At 74.2% G+C, this 16,306-nt stretch carries 14 protein-coding genes; 6 read left to right on the forward strand and 8 right to left on the reverse strand.

Annotated features, from left to right (window positions below):
- Nucleotides 1–15 precede the first annotated feature (15 nt).
- A complete protein-coding gene (locus AB0412_RS16535) occupies nt 16–1,560 on the forward strand; it encodes an NDP-hexose 2,3-dehydratase family protein (protein ID WP_366403267.1) in 1,545 nt (514 codons plus the stop codon).
- Nucleotides 1,557–3,203: an MFS transporter gene (locus AB0412_RS16540; RefSeq protein WP_366403268.1), complete on the forward strand. Its 1,647-nt coding sequence runs from the start codon at nt 1,557–1,559 to the stop codon at nt 3,201–3,203. Before AB0412_RS16535 ends, AB0412_RS16540 begins: the two co-directional genes overlap by 4 nt.
- 255 nt (nt 3,204–3,458) lie before the next feature.
- On the opposite strand, the gene AB0412_RS16545 is transcribed toward AB0412_RS16540, so the two are convergent.
- The 4 genes from AB0412_RS16545 to AB0412_RS16560 form a co-directional block, all read right to left on the reverse strand.
- Nucleotides 3,459–3,854, reverse strand: a complete 396-nt coding sequence (locus AB0412_RS16545; protein ID WP_366403269.1) for a hypothetical protein — start codon at nt 3,852–3,854, stop codon at nt 3,459–3,461.
- Between the two features lie 210 nt (nt 3,855–4,064).
- Nucleotides 4,065–5,324: an FAD-dependent oxidoreductase gene (locus AB0412_RS16550; protein ID WP_366403270.1), complete on the reverse strand. Its 1,260-nt coding sequence runs from the start codon at nt 5,322–5,324 to the stop codon at nt 4,065–4,067.
- Nucleotides 5,324–5,647, reverse strand: a complete 324-nt coding sequence (locus AB0412_RS16555) for a 2Fe-2S iron-sulfur cluster-binding protein (RefSeq protein WP_366403271.1) — start codon at nt 5,645–5,647, stop codon at nt 5,324–5,326. Before AB0412_RS16555 ends, AB0412_RS16550 begins: the two co-directional genes overlap by 1 nt.
- Before the next feature lie 41 nt (nt 5,648–5,688).
- Nucleotides 5,689–6,918, reverse strand: a complete 1,230-nt coding sequence (locus AB0412_RS16560; protein WP_366403272.1) for a cytochrome P450 — start codon at nt 6,916–6,918, stop codon at nt 5,689–5,691.
- 118 nt (nt 6,919–7,036) lie between these two features.
- Between AB0412_RS16560 and AB0412_RS16565 the strand changes: the two genes are divergently transcribed.
- On the forward strand, nt 7,037–8,164 hold the full coding sequence (locus tag AB0412_RS16565; protein ID WP_366403273.1) for a CaiB/BaiF CoA-transferase family protein: 1,128 nt from the start codon (nt 7,037–7,039) through the stop codon (nt 8,162–8,164).
- A gap of 8 nt (nt 8,165–8,172) precedes the next feature.
- Here AB0412_RS16565 and AB0412_RS16570 read toward each other — a convergent pair whose 3' ends face one another.
- Nucleotides 8,173–8,664: a hypothetical protein gene (locus AB0412_RS16570; RefSeq protein ID WP_366403274.1), complete on the reverse strand. Its 492-nt coding sequence runs from the start codon at nt 8,662–8,664 to the stop codon at nt 8,173–8,175.
- Between the two features lie 136 nt (nt 8,665–8,800).
- Between AB0412_RS16570 and AB0412_RS16575 the strand changes: the two genes are divergently transcribed.
- From AB0412_RS16575 to AB0412_RS16585, 3 genes are all read left to right on the forward strand, one after another.
- Entirely contained in the window at nt 8,801–9,931 is a 1,131-nt protein-coding gene (locus tag AB0412_RS16575) for an epoxide hydrolase family protein (RefSeq protein WP_366403275.1), read from the forward strand.
- 101 nt (nt 9,932–10,032) lie between these two features.
- Nucleotides 10,033–10,533 (forward strand): hypothetical protein, encoded by a 501-nt coding sequence (locus tag AB0412_RS16580; protein WP_366403276.1) that lies wholly within the window; start codon nt 10,033–10,035, stop codon nt 10,531–10,533.
- A 98-nt stretch (nt 10,534–10,631) separates the two neighbouring features.
- The gene (locus AB0412_RS16585; RefSeq protein WP_366403277.1) at nt 10,632–12,584 is read left to right on the forward strand and encodes an amino acid adenylation domain-containing protein; all 1,953 of its coding nucleotides are present in this window, start codon (nt 10,632–10,634) and stop codon (nt 12,582–12,584) included.
- A gap of 71 nt (nt 12,585–12,655) precedes the next feature.
- Here the strand turns inward: AB0412_RS16585 and AB0412_RS16590 are convergent, their stop codons facing one another.
- The 3 genes from AB0412_RS16590 to AB0412_RS16600 all read right to left on the reverse strand — a co-directional run bounded on the left by AB0412_RS16590 (nt 12,656) and on the right by AB0412_RS16600 (nt 16,190).
- Entirely contained in the window at nt 12,656–13,555 is a 900-nt protein-coding gene (locus AB0412_RS16590; protein ID WP_366403278.1) for an alpha/beta fold hydrolase, read from the reverse strand.
- Between the two features lie 59 nt (nt 13,556–13,614).
- A complete protein-coding gene (locus tag AB0412_RS16595; RefSeq protein ID WP_366403279.1) occupies nt 13,615–14,661 on the reverse strand; it encodes a ketoacyl-ACP synthase III family protein in 1,047 nt (348 codons plus the stop codon).
- Nucleotides 14,662–14,738: 77 nt separating this feature from the next.
- Nucleotides 14,739–16,190, reverse strand: coding sequence for an alpha/beta fold hydrolase (locus AB0412_RS16600; RefSeq protein WP_366403280.1), 1,452 nt, complete (start codon nt 16,188–16,190; stop codon nt 14,739–14,741).
- Nucleotides 16,191–16,306: the final 116 nt, after the last annotated feature.

Below are 16,306 nucleotides of genomic sequence, written 5' to 3' on the forward strand. Positions count from 1 at the left end.
CTGAAGGAGCCAGCCATGTCCACCGCCGTTCACGCGGGACCCGTCGTCCCGGGCGCCGGGGTCGGGGCCGCAGGGGCCGTGGGGAGTCCGCCGCGTCCGTCGGCCCCCGGCACCGGGCCGGCCCTGGCCGCGCGCCTCGCACGGTCCGCCGCCGCCACCGGGGCGGGTGCCTCTCTGCGGACCGACGAGGTCTCCGACTGGTTCGAGGAACGCCGGCGCGCCCACCACTTCGCCGTCCGGCGCATCCCGTTCGCCGAGCTCGCCGGCTGGTCCTTCCGGCCCGGCACCGGGAACCTCGGCCACGACAGCGGCCGTTTCTTCACCGTCGAGGGGCTGCGCGTCGAGGTCGACGACGGGCCCTACCGCAGCTGGCAGCAGCCGATCATCAACCAGCCCGAGGTCGGCATCCTCGGCATCCTCGCCAAGGAGTTCGACGGCGTCCTGCACTTCCTGATGCAGGCCAAGATGGAACCCGGCAACCCCAACCTGCTCCAGCTGTCCCCGACCGTCCAGGCCACCCGCAGCAACTACCTCAAGGTCCACCGCGGCGCCGACGTGCCGTACCTCGACCGCTTCCTGGAGCCCGAGCGGACCGGCGGACGCGTGCTGTGCGACGCCCTCCAGTCCGAGCACGGAGCCTGGTTCTTCCGCAAGAGCAACCGGAACGTGATCGTCGAGGTGTTCGACGAGTTCGACGAGGTGCCCGCGCACGACGACTTCCGCTGGCTGACCCTCGGTCAGATCGGCGAACTGCTGCACCGCGAGAACCTCGTGAACATGGACGCCCGTTCCGTCCTGGCCGGCGCCCCCGTCACCGACCCGGCGGCCCCGGCCGACCTCGGCGCCGTCCGGTCGGACACCCACCTGCTGTCCTGGTTCGCCGCCGAGCGCTCCCCGTACGTCCTCGCCGAACGCATCCCGCTGGACGGCCTGGAGGGCTGGCGGCGCGACGCCTGGCGGCTGGAGCGCGACGACCGGCGGTTCTTCCGGGTGGTGGCCGTGGCCGTCGAGGCCGGCAGCCGTGAGGTCACCGGGTGGACGCAGCCGCTCATCGAGCCGGTCGGCCGGGGCGTCGCCGCGTTCGTCGTCCGCCGCTTCCACGGCGTCCCGCACGTCCTCGTGCAGGCCCGCACCGAGGCCGGGCTGTGCCACGGGGTGGAACTCGCCCCGACGGTGCAGTGCGTACCGGAGAACCACACGCAGCTCTCCGGTGCCGACCGGCCGCCCTTCCTCGACGTGGTGCTGGAGGCGACGCCCGACCGCGTCCACTACGAGGCCGTGCTCTCCGAGGAGGGCGGCCGCTTCCTCGACGCGGAGAGCCGGTACCTGATCGTCGAGGCACCCGAGGACGCCCCCGGCCGTCGCGGCGAGGCGGCACGGGCCGCCGTCCCGGACGTGCCGCCGCCCGGCTACCAGTGGGCCACCCCCGCCCAGCTCGGCTCCCTCGCCCGGCACGGCTTCTACCTCAACGTCCAGGCCCGCACGCTGCTCTCGGTCATCGGCACCGGTGCGGCGGGCCCCGCCCTCAGCCCCCGAAGTGCGTACGGAGGATCCTCATGACCGAAGCAGCCCGGCCCACCGCCCCCGTCCCCCGGGCCGGCAGGCGGGAGTGGACCGGACTCGCCGTCCTGGCGCTGCCCACCCTGCTGATCTCGATGGACGTCACGGTCCTCTACCTGGCCGTGCCGCAGCTCAGCGCCGACCTGGCGCCCAGCAGCTCCCAGCTGCTGTGGATCCTCGACGTCTACGGCTTCCTCGTCGCGGGCTTCCTGATCGCCATGGGCGTGCTGGGCGACCGGATCGGACGCCGGCGCCTGCTGCTGGTGGGCGCCGCCGCGTTCGGGGCCGCGTCCCTCGTCGCGGCCTGGTCGACGAGCGCGGAGCTGCTGATCGCCAACCGGGCCCTGCTGGGCATCGCCGGGGCCACGCTGATGCCGTCCACGCTGGCCCTGATCCGCAACATGTTCCAGGACCCGCGCCAGCGCACCGCCGCCATCGCCGTGTGGATGTCCAGCTTCACGGTCGGCATGACGCTGGGGCCGCTCGTCGGCGGTGCCCTGCTGGAGCACTTCTGGTGGGGCTCGGTGTTCCTGCTCGGCGTGCCGCCGATGGTGCTTCTGCTGGTGGTGGGCCCGGTGCTGCTGCCCGAGTACCGCGACCCGGACCCCGGCCGCCTCGATCTGAGCAGCGTGGCCCTGTCGGTGGCCGCGATGATCGCTCTGGTGTACGGCGTCAAGGAGCTGGCGAAGGACGGTGCCGCCCTCGTGCCGGCGCTGGTGCTGCTGGCGGGCCTGGTGCTCGGGTACGTCTTCGTCCGGCGGCAGCGCCGGCTGGCCGACCCGCTGCTGGACCTGCGGCTGTTCGCCGACCGGGCGTTCAGCGCGTCCCTGCTGACGCTGACGCTGTCGCTGTTCGCGATGTCCGGGCTGTTCTTCTTCCTCTCCCAGTACATGCAACTCGTGCTGGGGCTCTCGCCGTTCGAGGCGGGTCTGTGGACGCTGCCGCAGACGGCCGCGATGATCGCCGCGGCGGGTGTCACCCCGGCCCTGGTCAAACGCTCCCGCCCGGCCTACGTCATGGGCGGCGGCCTGGTGGTCGCGGCGGTGGGCTTCCTGATGTTCACGCTGCTGGACGGGTCCGACGACCTGGGGCTCATGGCCGCCGGGACGGTCGTCTTCGCGCTGGGCATCAGCCCCATGTCGATCCTGGGGGTGGACATGATCGTGGGTGCGGCGCCGCCGGAGCGGGCCGGTGCCGCCTCCGCGCTCTCCGAGACCAACCAGGAGTTCGGCATGGCGATCGGCGTCGCCGTGCTCGGCAGCGTCGGCACGGCGGTCTACCGGACTCAGCTCACGGACGCCCTGCCCGCCGGTGTGCCCGAGGCGGTCGCCGAGACGGCGCGGGACACCCTGGGGGGCGCGCTCGAAGCGGCGGGCGCGCTGCCGGACGGGACGGGCTCCGCCCTCGTCGCCGCGGCACGGTCGGCCTTCGTGGACGGCCTGCACGTCAACGCGGTCATCGGCGCGGCGCTGGTGGTCGTCGCGGCCGTTCTGGTCGTCCTGATGCTCCGTGACGTCGAACCGGCCGACCCGGAGACGGCGGAGGCGGCAGCGGCGGCCGGCCCGGGGCGCTCCCCGGACACGTCGACGAACGTCGAGGACACCCCGGCCCCGGCTCCCCACCCCTCGGACGTACCCGCCTGACCCCCGTCCCGCCGCCCGCGACACAGGGGCGCGGGGCGCCCCTGGCCGACCGGCTCGGGGCCGCCTCGCGCCTCGCGCTGTGCGGCGCGGGACCGGAGTCGCCGGTCTCATCGGCATACGGCCGTGGCGATCCGGCTCGGGCCCGTCCCGCACAGCGCGGATGCGGCTCGGGCGACGGAGCCGGCGGGCGGCGCATCGTCGTCGGCGCCTGCGGCTGCCCGGAGCGCGGCCCGCTGGGCCGGGACCTCGGGGCCCTCAGGTACGGGGCGCGGTGCGCGGGTGGTCCGCGAGCCGGGCCGTGACCGTGACGCGCTTCGTGCGCAGGGTGCGGCCGGTATCGGCGTCGCGGACCACCGAGACGCCCTCGCTGCGGAACGTGTCGCCGTCGAGCAGCGCGAGCTGGTCGATGTCCACCCAGCCGACGCAGGCGCCCGCTTCGGGGCCCCGCTCGTCGAAGAGCGGCTCGGCCACGCGGAACGCGAAGCCGCCGGCCCCTGCGGGCTCCCAGTGCCCGGCGCCGCCGCCGGAGAGGAAGACCCGGCCGTCGCCGGTGAAGTGCAGCACCGTCGCCGACGTCTCGGTCTCGCGGCGCACCTGCGCCGTCCACGCCCCGACGAGGGCGAGGTGGTCCGTGCGGGGAGTGGCAGCCATACGGCCAGGGTGGTGCAGGTCCCTCGAACGCCCGTCGAGCCCGCGTCGTCCTCCGGCCGCGCCGGGCCGCACGGCCGGACGCGACCGCCGCGGCCGGCACGCCGGGAGCCGGGCGACCCCACAGGGGTGGCCCGGCTCCGGTGGGCGGCTCACAACCGGCATGCCTTGCGGTCCGTTCACCCGGCTCACCTCGGTGCCGGGGTCGGCGGGCTACTGCGGCTGGCGGGTTCGCTGGTACTCCTTGAGGTCGAAGCCCGGGTCGGACACCTCCGCCGGGGTGGGCAGCGCGCCGGCTCCCTCCGCCAGGAGGCGGCGGGTGATCATGTGGTCGGCGGGGCGGTTGACCGACTCCGTGCCGACCAGGCGGTCGCCGGCGAAGCAGAACACCGAGAAACGGCCGCCCGCCACGTCCCCGGACACCACCGTGCGGTCGTGCCCCGCGGTGATGCCCGCCAACTGCACGCGCAGCCCGCACTGCTCGGTCCAGAACCACGGGAGAGCCGTGTACGGCTCCGGGGCGCCGCAGATCGCCGCGGCGACCAGGCGGGCCTGGTCCGAGGCGTTCTGCACCGACTCGAGCCGCAGCGGGCGACCCGCGTACGGGCTGGGGAAGCGGGCGCAGTCGCCGATCGCGTGGACGGCCGGGTCGGCGGTCCGCAGCGTCGCGTCGACGAGGACGCCGTCGCCGACCGGCAGCCCGGCGTCCGTGGCGAGTTCGGTGCGCGGCAGGACGCCGACGCCCATCACGACGACGTCCGCGGGCACCCGTTCCCCGCCGTCCAGCTCGGCCACCCGCACCCGGCCCGTGGCGTCGCCGCGCAGGGCCACCACCTCGCGGCGGGTCAGCACCCGCGTGCCGTGGGCGCGGTGCGCGGCGGTCAGATGCCCGGCCAGGGCCGCGCTGACGGACCGGCCCATGACCCGGGAGCCCGCCTCGACGACGGTGACGTCCAGGCCCAGCAGCCGTGCGGTGGAGGCGAGTTCGAGCCCGACGAAGCCCCCGCCGACGACCAGCAGATGCGCCCCGGGCCGCAGTTCCGCGCGCAGCGCCAGCGCGTCCCGCAGATCGCGCAGGGTGTGGACGCCGCTCAGGCCGGCGCCGGGCACCGGCAGCACCCGCGGCCGTGCGCCGGTCGCGAGGACGAGATGGTCGTAGCGCAGCCGCACCCGGCGCCCCCCGGCCCCCTCGAGGGTGATCCGCTGACCCTCGGCGTCGAGGGCGGAGACCGGCGTGCCGGTGATCAGCTCGACGTCCTGCGCCTCGAAGAACGACCGGGGGCGCAACGGGAGTTCGTCGGCCGGGGTGCTCCCCGTGAGGTAGCCCTTCGACAGCGGCGGGCGCTGGTAGGGCAGGGCGTCCTCCGCGCCGATCAGCGTGATCCGGCCGGAGAAGCCCCGGCTGCGCAGCGCGGCGGCCGTCTCGGTGCCGCCCTGCCCCGCGCCGACGACGACGACCGAGGGCGCGGCCATCAGGACTGCTTCTCCGGCAGATGCACCAGCAGCCCGTCCAGCGCGTCCGTGACGGGCAGCTGGCAGCTCAGCCGGCTGGTCGCGCGGCGGGGGCTGGCGGTGCCGTGGAGGACGTCGTCCTCCACCTCGTGCATGGGCGGCAGCGGCAGGGTGTTGGCCTCGTCGACGTAGACGTGGCAGGTGCCGCACTGGGCCGAGCCGCCGCACTGCGCCTCGATGCCGTCGATGTTGCTGAGTTTGGCGCCGCGCATCACGGTATTGGGGGCGGCGACGTCGACGACGGTGTCGGTGCCGTCCGGGCTCCGGTAGGTGATCTTGGGCATGGGTGTCCTCCTTGTGGGTGTTCCGGTGGGGCCCGCGGGCGTCACCAGGTGACCGGGAGCTCCCAGAGGCCGTAGATCACGGCGCCCTCCTTGCGGGGGATCTCCGCGAACGGCTTGGCCAGCCTCAGGGTCGGGATGCGCTGGAACAGCTTGCTCCAGACGATCTCCAGCTCCAGCCGGGCCAGATCGGCGCCGATGCAGTGGTGCACGCCGTGGCCGAAGCCGAGGTGCTTGCGGCTGCCGCGGCGCAGGGCGACCTTCTCCGGCTCCGGGAAGACCTCCGGGTCGCGGTTGGCGGCGAGGCCCAGGCACAGGATGCCGTCGCCCTTGCGGATGACCTGCCCGCCGATCTCGATGTCCTCCAGCGCGACCCGCGGCACCGCCGTGTCACCGATCGTCGCGATCCGGATGAGCTCCTCGACCGCCGGCCCGACCAGCTCCGGGTCGGCCTTCAACTCCTCCAGCTGGTCCGGGTTCTCCAGCAGGCAGGCCGTGCCGAGGGAGATCTGGCTGGCGGTGGTCTCGTGCCCGCCGTTCATCAGCAGCCGGACCATGTTGAACAGGTCGCGGTCGGTGTACTCCTCGCCGGACGCCTCGTAGTCGGCCATCGCGCGGCTGAGCAGGTCCTCGCCGGGCTCCCGCTTCTTCAGCTGGATCAGGTCGTCGACGTAGGCGTTGACCTCGACGATCGCGGCCTGGCGCTGCTCCGCGGTGCTGTGCCCGCCGAGCAGGGCGGTGCCGTGCTTGATGAAGAAGTCGTGCTTGTCGTGGGGGATGCCGAGGAGTTCGCAGATGACCGTCATCGGGACGGGCAGGGAGAAGGCGTGGTGCAGGTCGACCGGCGGCGGCGTCGCCAGCATGCGGTCGATGTGCTCGTCGACGATCTCCTCGATGCGCGGGCGCAGCTTCTTGACCTGGCGGCTGGTGAAGGTGAGCGCCGCCTTGCGGCGGGTCCTGGTGTGCTCGGCGCCGTCGTAGCCGATGAAGGAGGTCTCCGTGCGGAACTCCGGCGGCGCGATGAAGTAGAAGGGGAAGTTGGCGTGCTTGCGCGAGGCGCTGACCCGGGGGTCGGTGAGCAGCTGACGGATCGTGTGATAGCCGGTGACCGTCCAGATCCGCAGACCCGAACCGGTCAGGGTGACCTGCGAGACGTCCTTCTCGATCATCTCCGGGTACTCGGCGGGCATGCTGAACGGGCAGCCGCGCTGGTACGGGAAGGTCTTGGGCTCGGTCTCGGAATCGGCGCCGGACGGACTGGTGCTGGTCGTCATCGTCGTGCATCCCTTCGATCGGCGTGGGCCGCGAGGCCGGAAGTCTCGCCCCACGCCCTCAGCGCTCGATGGAGTCACGCTCAAGGGCCTCTGAAGGCCGCGTTCCTAGCCTCCGGCCATGGAGACACCCCTGACCGGTGGTCCGCTCGGCGGGCTGCGCGTACTGGAACTGGCCGCGATCGGCCCCGCGCCGTTCGCCTGCATGCTCCTGGCCGACCTGGGGGCCGACGTCGTGCGCGTCGACCGGCCGGGCGTGCCCCGGGCGTTCGGGGCCTGGCACCGGGTGCTGGACCGCGGGCGCCGCTCGGTGGCCCTGGACCTGAAGAACCCGGCCGCCGTGGACGCCCTGCTGCGGCTCGTCGACGGGGCGGACGTGCTCGTCGAGGGCTACCGGCCCGGCGTCGCGGAGCGGCTCGGGGCGGGACCGTCGGTGTGCCTCGCCCGCAACCCGCGCCTGGTGTACGGCCGGATGACCGGCTGGGGACAGGACGGGCCGCTCGCCCAGGCTGCCGGACACGACATCAACTACCTGGCACTGAGCGGCGCCCTGGACGCCATCGGCCGGCCCGGCGGCGCGCCGGTCGTGCCGCTCAACCTCCTCGGCGACTTCGCGGGCGGGGGGCTGCCGCTCGCCCTCGGCATCCTCGCCGCCCTTCAGGAACGCGGGCGTTCGGGCCGCGGCCAGGTCGTGGACGCCGCGATCGTCGACGGGACGGCCGCACTGCTCGGCATGCTCGCCGCGATGACCGCGGCCGGCGAGTGGACCCCCGAGCGGGGCACCAACATCCTGGACGGCGGGGCCCCGTTCTACGACGTCTACGCCTGCGCCGACGGCCGCCATGTCGCGGTCGGTGCCCTGGAGGACCGCTTCTACGGCGCGCTGCTCGCTGGGCTCGGCCTGCCCCCGGACGACCTCCCCGACCGCGCTGACCGGTCCTCCTGGCCGTACCTGCGCGCATGCTTCGCGGAGCGTTTCGCCGCCCGCACCCGGGACGACTGGGCGACCGTGTTCCAGGGGACGGACGCGTGCGTGACCCCGGTGCTGACGCTGCGGGAGGCGCAGCGGCACCCGCACCACCGCGCCCGCGGTGTGCACACCGAGACGCACGGCGTCATCCAGCCGGCCCCCGCCCCGCGCTTCGGCCGCACCCCCGCCCCACCGGCCCGGACGCCCGCCCCGGCGGTCGGCGCCCACACCCGCGAGGTCCTGGCGGAGGTGGGGCTGACCGAGGCGGACGTAACGTGACCGCGCTCTCACGCGCAGGCGGAGCCGTCCGGTGGGCCGGTGCGGGTGCCGCTGACCTGGACCGGGACCCTGGCTTCCACGGTGCCGTCGGGGGCGTGGACGGTGGAGGTGCCCGAGCCGGTGAAGGTGTCGCCGGTCCGGCGGGCCGACTGGGCTATGTCCACCCAGCCCTCGAGCGTGCCGTTCGGGTCGTACCACATCTCCCGGATGTCGTAGGCGAACGCGTCCTTGCCGGTGTGGTGCCAGCGGCCCTTGCTCGCCCCCGCGGGGGAGACCAGGCACACCGAGCGGTCCGTGGCGAAGGACAGGGTGACGTCGTACGTGGCGCCCTCGCGGACCACCGTGGCCTGCCAGGTGCCCACCGGGCCGACGGCCCGGGGCGCGGCCTGCGCGGTGCCCGCCGGGAGCGGGGACAGCAGGGCGCACGCGAGGGCCGTGCCGGCGAGCGCGCGCCGCGCGGGGTACGACGTCGGCCACTTCTTCCTTCGTGTCTGCCTCATGCGATTCATGGCGCGGAGTCTCGCCGCGCGGCCTCTCACCGCGCTCGACCGCTGCTGTAGGGCCCGGCCCTAGCGTCTGCGCCACCGCGACCGCACCCGCCTCGCGGACGGATCAAGCCACGGAGGAGGCCACGGGGTGAGCTCAGTCATCGAGCCCTACCGGGCGGACATCCCGCAGACCGCGCTCGACGATCTCCGCGACCGGCTGCACCGCACACGCTGGCCGGACCCGGAGACGGTGGACGACTGGTCCCAGGGCGCGCCCCTGGACCAGGTGCGGCGGCTGTGCCGGCGCTGGGCGGACGACTACGACTGGCGCGCGACCGAACGCCGGCTGAACGCCTTCCCGCAGTACACCACCGAGATCGACGGCCTGCCGGTCCACTTCCTGCACGTCCGCTCCCCGCACCCGGACGCCGTACCGGTGCTGCTCACGCACGGCTGGCCCAGCTCCGTCGTGGAGTTCCTCGACCTGATCCCGCGCCTCACCGATCCCGAGGACCCGGCCGACGCCTTCCACGTCGTCTGCCCGTCCCTGCCGGGGCACGGTCTCGGGCCCGCGCCCACGGCGACCGGCTGGACGGTCGGCCGGATCGCCGCGGCCTGGGCCGAACTGATGGCCCGCCTGGGCCACGACGGATACATCGCCCACGGTGGCGACTGGGGCTCCTGGGTGTCGGCGGCCCTCGGCGCCACGGACGCCACGCACCTCAGGGGCATCCACCTGACGATGCCGCTGGCCCGGCCCCCGGAGCGGCAGATCCCGTTCGAGGAGCTGGACGAGCGGGACCGGGCGGCCCTCGCCCGGATGCAGAGCTTCGGGAAGAACCGCTCCGGCTACGCGGCCATCCAGTCCACCCGCCCGCAGGCCCTCGGCTACGGGCTCGCCGACTCACCGGCCGCCCAACTGGCCTGGATCACCGACCGGTTCTGGGAGTGGGCCGACCACGACGGCGACCTGGAGAAGGCCGTGCCGGCCGACCGGCTCCTCGACATCGTGTCGATGTACTGGTTCGGCAACACCGGCACCGCGTCCGCCCGCCTGTTCTGGGAGAGCTTCGAGTCGGAGCCGATGCGTCCGACCGCGGTCCCCACCGGCTGCTCGGTCTTCCCCAAGGACGCCTGGCTGCCCCGCGCCTGGGCCCGGGAGCGCTTCACCGACCTCAGGTACTGGCGCGACCTTCCCGACGGCGGCCACTTCCCGGCCCTGGAACGGCCGGATGTGCTGGCTGCCGAGCTGCGGGCGTTCCGCCGCGCACTCGGCTGACCGGCCCGCACCCACCCGTCCGGACGTCCAGCACGTCCGCACGCACCCGTACGTCCGCACGTCCCGCACCACCGACGAACCACAGAGAGGACTGAGCGCACATGACTCGGCGCACGAAGAAGCACGGCATCCGGATCCTCGCCCCGGCGGCGGGCCTCGCCGCGGCGGCCGTCCTGCTCGCCCCGGCGAGCGGCGGGGCCAGCCCGGCGAGCGACGCGGAGCTCCGCCGCTCCACCCCGGTCGGCACCTGGGAGGGCACCGTGGAACACGCGGAGGGCGCCGGCAACCTGACCCTGTCCTTCCACGCCGACGGAGTGATGTGCCTGTCCTCGGGCGGCGGCCCCGAGGGCGGCGGCGAGGGCCGGGGCGTCTGGAAGCGCACCGGCGGGAACACCTTCGACTACCGCGTCCGGGAACGGCTCTACGAGGGCGACGGCACCACCGTCGGCTACGTCGACGTCGACCAGAAGGCCCGCCAGAGCGGCAAGACCTTCAAGAGCTCCGGCATATCGAAGATCTATGACGCGAACAACACCTTCCTGGCGGAGGCGGAGGCCAAGGTCCGGGTGACCCGGGTGAGCGCGACCCCCACCGCCTGCTGACACACGCGTGTTCGAGTGCCGGTCGAGCCCGCCGAGGCACCCTCGGTCCGGACATACCGGCATATGAGCCGGATCCGTCTCTCCGAGGAGCGTACGCGGTGAATCCATTCGACAACCGGGACGGGCAGTTCCTCCTGCTGGCCGACGACCAGGGCCGGCACGCGCTGTGGCCCGCCCCGCTGACCGTGCCGGCGGGATGGCGCACCGTCCACCGCGGCGGGCACGCCGACTGCCTGGAGCGGGTGACGGAGCTGTGGACCGACATGCGTCCGCTGAGCGTGGTCGACGCGCACACCCGGGGCACGTCCCGCACGGACCGGCCCGCCTGCACCGTCGAGCTGTTCGAGCGGCAGGCGGCCCGGCAGCCGGGACAGACCGCCGTCGTCCACGAGGACGTCGAGCTGACGTACCACGCGCTCAACGCCCGCGCCAACCGCGTCGCGCACCGCCTCATAGCCCGCGGCGTCGGTCCGGAGGACGTGGTCGCCCTGCTGCTGCCCCGCTCCGCCGAGCTGGTCGTCGGCCTGCTGGCGATCCTCAAGACCGGCGCCGCGTACATGCCGGTGGACACCGAGTACCCCGAGCAGCGGCGCCGGCTGATGTTCGACCTGGCCCGGCCCGCCCTCGTGGTGGACGCGGAGCTGCTCGCCGCGCTGGAGGCGGAGCAGGGCCCCGGCCACGACCCCGTCGACGCCGACCGCGTCCGGCCGGTGACGCCCCGGGGTGCCGCGTACCTGATCTTCACCTCGGGTTCCACCGGCGTCCCCAAGGGGATCGTCATGCACGACGCCGGGCTGACCAATCTCCTGCGCTGGCAGCGCGGCGCCCTGCCCGGCGGACCGGGCGTGCGCACCGCCCAGTTCGCCGCGATCGGCTTCGACGTCTCCGTCCAGGAGATCCTGTTCGCACTGGTCTCCGGCCGCACCCTGGTCGTCCCGCAGGACGGCATCCGCCGGGACCCGGAGGCGGTCGTCGCCTGGCTGGAACGGCACCGGGTCAACGAGCTGTTCGCCCCCACGGCCGTGCTGGACGCCCTCGTCGCCGCGGCCGCCGAGACCGGCAGCGCGCTGCCCCACCTGACCGATGTGATCCAGGCCGGCGAGGCGCTCCATGTCGACGGCGGGCTGCGGGACTTCGGCCGCCGCACCCCCTTTCGCCTGCACAACGAGTACGGCCCCGCCGAGACCCACGTCGTCCTCGCCCACACCCTGCCCGCGGACGCCGCCGGCTGGCCGTCCTCCGTGCCGATCGGCACCGAGGTGACCGCCACCCGCTCCTACGTCCTCGACGAGCAACTGCGTCCGGTGCCCGACGGCACGACCGGCGAGCTGTACCTGGCGGGCGCGCAGGTCGCCCGCGGCTACTGGCGGCGTCCCGACCTGACGGCGCAGCGCTTCGTGCCCGACCCCTACGGCGGTGCCGGGTCGGTGATGTACCGGTCGGGCGATCTGGTCCGCCGGGGCGCGGACGGCGTCTTCGAGTTCCTCGGGCGCGCCGACGACCAGGTGAAGATCCGCGGCTTCCGCGTCGAGCCGGGCGAGGTCGAGGCGGTGCTGCTCTCCCACCCCGGGGTCACCCGGTGCGCCGTCGTCGTCCGCCGGGACGAGGCGACCGGGCCGCGGCTCGTCGCGTACACGGTGGGCGACGCCGACGAGCCCGCCCTGCGCGCGCACCTGGCCCATCTGCCCGACTACCTGGTGCCGTCCGCGTTCGTGCGCCTGGACAGCTTCCCGCTGTCCCCGAACGGCAAGGTGGACCGCAAGAACCTGCCCGCGCCCGTCCGGCAGCCGGCGGGACGCACCGAGCCGCGCACCGAGGCCGAGGCTCTGTACTGCGCCATCTTCGCCGAGGTCCTGAAGCTGCCCGAGGTGGGCCCCGACGACGACTTCTTCCGGCTCGGCGGCCACTCCCTGCTCGCCACCCGCCTGACCGCGCTGATCCGCCGCCGCACCGGCGTCTCGGTCCCCGCCCGCCGCGTCTACGACGCCCCCACCCCGGCTGCCCTGGCGGCCCTCACCGCACAGCAGGTCCCCGCCTCGGTGGGCGCCTGACCCGTACGCGACCTCATGGCCGAGGCCCCCCGCACCGTGCGGGGGGCCTCGGCCATGAGGGGTCTGGTGGATCAGTCCCGGGCGGGCGAGCCGGTGTCCAGGAAGGACAGCACGTCCCTCGGGAACCGCGGGTTGTTGAACGTGCCGATGTGGCCGGCCTTCTCGTACACCACCAGCTGTGCGTCCGGCATGCCCTCGACCGTGCGGCGGCACACCTCCGGCGGGCAGGCGCGGTCCTGGCCGCCCGCGATCACCAGGGTGGGCACGCGGATCTCCGCGAGCCGGTCGCGGACGTCGAACGCCGCCTCGGCCCGCACGAAGGCCACCATGTCCGAGGGGTCCTTGGGCCGCACGAACGGGTCCGCCAGCCACATCAGCGGCGCGGCGACCCTGGCGAGGGCGGCGCTCTTGAAGGAGATCCGCGCGGTGTGGTGCAGGGCGCGCCGCCCCGCCTCCGACGCCTGCGCGTACTTCAGCTGCGCGGCGCGCGCCTCGTCCCCCATGGTGTGACCGGCCATCGCGAGGACCATGCGCCTGAAGACCTGCGGATGGTCGGCGGCCAGCTGCATCGCGACCGAACCGCCGGAGGACGTCCCCAGGATGTGGACAGGACCGCCGAACCTGTCGGCCAGCGCCTCCGCGTGCTGCTCGGCGATCTGCGCCATGGTGGTGCCGTCCGCCATGCCGGGCGCGCGGTTGACCGCGTGGACGCGGTAGCGCTCGGCCAGCGGGGCGAGCTGCTTCAGCTCGACGGTCCGCTCCCACCCCTCGGGGTTGGTGTGGTTGTCGGTGAACCAGCGCAGCACCACCAGGGGTTCGTCTCCGGTGCCGAGCGCACGGTAGGGGAGGCCGTGCTTCAGCGTCCCCTCCTCCACGTTCAGATGCGCGAACTTGTCCTTCTTGTTCGCCTTGCCCTTCGTGTCGCTCCTCTCCCTCTTCGCTGCGGCTTGCTGCGCGGCCGTGTCAGCCATCGGTCGTGTCCTCTCCTCACCAGGGGATCTCGGAATGCCAGGGGGGTGGTCCCCGGGGGTCAGGCGGCCCGTGCGGGCAGGTCGACGAGGAACTCCAGCACGGCGACCGTCCAGACGAACCCGGCCGTCGCGCCCATCGCGATCAGCAGGTCGCCCTTGCGCGGGCCGCGTTCCGCGACGACGTGGTCCAGGCTGATCAGGTGGTCGCCCGCGCCCATGTGCCCCAGGTCGCGGGCCCACTCGTACGTCGTGGTGGCCGGGTCGACCCCGAGCGCGTCGTGGTACGCGAACTCCACGGTCGCCTGGTTGATGTTGGGGTGGACGAAGAACCGCGCGCTGCCGAGATCCGTACCGGCCTCCTTGAGGGCGTCCTCCAGCACCCGGACGCTCATCGACCCGATCTTTTCGCCCATGATGTCAAGGTTGGTCTCGCTCTGGGTCATGAAGTCCCGGATGCGGCTGCGCAGATCGATCGGCCTGCCCTCGGCGAACGGCGCGGGCGTCCATCCCGTGGTGCCCCGCAGGAACGGCTCCAGCGACGGGTCGCCGTACGACACCGTGGCCACCAGCCGTGCGAAACCACCCTGGTTGCTGAGGACCACCGCGCCCGCGCCGTCACCGTGCGCCAGCGCGTCGTCGGAGTTCCAGCGGTCGAAGTACGGCAGCCGGTGCTGGTCCCCGGTGGTGATCAGCACCGCGCCCGGCTGCGGACGCGCCGCGAGGTGGGAGGCCGCCATCTCCAGCGAGAACAGCCCGCCGCTGGAGTTCTGCAGCACCTCCACCGCCGGCGCGGTGCCGCCGATGGTCTCGCGCTGCACGAAGCTCGCCGGCGTCCACAGCTCCTGTCCCTGGTGGAGCACGTAGGAGTGGATCAGCAGACCGAAGTCCTCCGCTGCCAGCCCCGACCGCTCGACCGCACGCCGCCCCGCGTGCGCGGCCATCACAGGCCCGGTCTCCTCCGGCGTCGCGACCCGCACGGCACGTATGCCGTGCGCCGCGACCTCCTCCGCGTCGGCGAGCCCCTCGGCGACCGCCTGCTCCGCCGTCTGCACCTGCTCGGGCAGGTAGGAACCCGTGCCCGCGAGATAGATGTTGTCCCAGCGCATGTCATCCCCTGTGATTCGTGGTCGGTCGGGGCCCGCTCACGGGCGGGGCACCCGAGTCGTCGCGCACCCGGTCCGTCTCATCCCGCCGGCACGGCCGGCCGCGGCACGCCCGGCACGCACGTCACGGCGCCGGACGGCAGCTCGCCCTCCACCAGATAGCGGTTGACGATCTCGTCCACGGCCGGGTCGCCGCCGAGCGCGTACACCTCGTGCGCGCCCGAGTCGGTGATCCGCACGAGCCGGTGCCCCAGCCGTTCGGCCATCACCCGGCCCCCCTCGTGGTGGTCCAGCGGATCACCGTCCGCCTGCACGACCAGCCCCGCCGGACACCCCCCGCCGCGGATCCGGACCGGCGGCTCGGGCGGAGTGAACGTACGGAACGTCCCCACCCACGGCTGTGCCCGCATCACGCCCAGCCCGTAGGGGCAGCGCTCCCGGAAGTCCCGCATGGCCGCGTGGTAGACCGCCGGATCGGACGGCCAGTCCGTCTCGCAGGTGACCGCCTCGAGAACGGCCTCCCGCCGGCTCCCCGCGGGCCTCCCCGGCCGCCACTCCGCCTGCCCCGCCAGCAGCCGGCCGGCCAGGGCCGCGTCACCGGAGCCCGCCGCGGCCAGCAGCGCACGCACGAGTTCACCGAGCCGGTCCCACCGCGCCCGGTCCGCGGCCAGCGTGCCGACGATCATGTCGAAGGAGGTGCGCAGGGCCCGCCCGCCCTGCAGCGCGGCCAGCGCCCGTGCCGTCCGCTCGACCGAGGCGATCACCCCGGCGGCGTCCGCCCCCAGCCCGAACGCGGACGGCCGCTCGCCGGCCCACGCGGCCCAGGCGTCGACGTTCTCCCGGGTCGCCTCCGCCTGCGAGCGGAACTGCGTCCGCCAGTCCCAGTCGGGGTGCACGGACGAGTCCAGCACGCTGCGGTCCAGCCGCCCGGGGAACATCGTCGCGTACACCGCGCCCAGCAGCGTGCCGTACGCCCAGCCGACGAAGCTCAGCCGCTCCGCACCGAGCACGGCCCGGATCAGATCCATGTCCCGGGCGTTGTTGCGGGTGGAGACGTGCGGGCGCAGTTCCCCGCCCGCCCGCCGGCAGCCCTCCTCCCGTTCGCGCATGTCGGCGGCGAGCGCGTCGAACACCTCGTCCGGCGGACGGGAGTCGAACGGCACGGACACCGGGCTGTCCTCCCCCTCCAGACGGGTCGAGTCACCGGTGCCGCGCGGGTCGAAGCCGACGAGGTCGTACACCTCCCCCAGCGGGGTGGCCGCGGCCAGCCGCTCCGGCAGACCGCGTCCGATGCCGTTGTCGCCCCCCGGGCCGCCGTTCAGCGACAGCAGAACGCCGCGCCGCCGGCCCGTCGCGCGGATCCGGCTCAGGGCCAGGGTGATCCGCGGCCCGTCCGGGCGCGCGTAGTCGAGCGGCGCCTCGATCTCGGCGTGCTCGAGCCGCCCGTGCGCGTCCACGGGCCGCCACCGGGGGCGCTGCGCGAGCAACGCGGGCGAGGGAGCCGGGAGCGGGTGCGCGATGTCCATGGTCATGGCTCCACCTTGCCGACGCGGCCTCGAGACGGACTGGAGCCGGGCGCGGGCCTGCCGCCCGCTGTCCAGGAGGGCTGGACCCGTGCTCGAGGCGGACGGGCCACGTTGGCGTCCCG

It is taken from the genome of Streptomyces sp. NPDC052012 (assembly GCF_040689265.1).
Lineage (GTDB): Bacteria > Actinomycetota > Actinomycetes > Streptomycetales > Streptomycetaceae > Streptomyces.

What these genes read in the sequence shown, in the direction of transcription:
- AB0412_RS16535 (WP_366403267.1), top strand. Translation starts at nt 16, where the DNA reads ATGTCCACCGCCGTTCACGCGGGACCCGTCGTCCCGGGCGCCGGGGTC.
- AB0412_RS16550 (WP_366403270.1), bottom strand. Translation starts at nt 5,324, where the DNA reads ATGGCCGCGCCCTCGGTCGTCGTCGTCGGCGCGGGGCAGGGCGGCACC.
- AB0412_RS16570 (WP_366403274.1), bottom strand. Translation starts at nt 8,664, where the DNA reads ATGAGGCAGACACGAAGGAAGAAGTGGCCGACGTCGTACCCCGCGCGG.
- AB0412_RS16590 (WP_366403278.1), bottom strand. Translation starts at nt 13,555, where the DNA reads ATGGCTGACACGGCCGCGCAGCAAGCCGCAGCGAAGAGGGAGAGGAGC.
- AB0412_RS16580 (WP_366403276.1), top strand. Translation starts at nt 10,033, where the DNA reads ATGACTCGGCGCACGAAGAAGCACGGCATCCGGATCCTCGCCCCGGCG.
- AB0412_RS16560 (WP_366403272.1), bottom strand. Translation starts at nt 6,918, where the DNA reads ATGACGACCAGCACCAGTCCGTCCGGCGCCGATTCCGAGACCGAGCCC.
- AB0412_RS16600 (WP_366403280.1), bottom strand. Translation starts at nt 16,190, where the DNA reads ATGACCATGGACATCGCGCACCCGCTCCCGGCTCCCTCGCCCGCGTTG.
- AB0412_RS16545 (WP_366403269.1), bottom strand. Translation starts at nt 3,854, where the DNA reads ATGGCTGCCACTCCCCGCACGGACCACCTCGCCCTCGTCGGGGCGTGG.
- AB0412_RS16565 (WP_366403273.1), top strand. Translation starts at nt 7,037, where the DNA reads ATGGAGACACCCCTGACCGGTGGTCCGCTCGGCGGGCTGCGCGTACTG.
- AB0412_RS16555 (WP_366403271.1), bottom strand. Translation starts at nt 5,647, where the DNA reads ATGCCCAAGATCACCTACCGGAGCCCGGACGGCACCGACACCGTCGTC.
- AB0412_RS16540 (WP_366403268.1), top strand. Translation starts at nt 1,557, where the DNA reads ATGACCGAAGCAGCCCGGCCCACCGCCCCCGTCCCCCGGGCCGGCAGG.
- AB0412_RS16595 (WP_366403279.1), bottom strand. Translation starts at nt 14,661, where the DNA reads ATGCGCTGGGACAACATCTATCTCGCGGGCACGGGTTCCTACCTGCCC.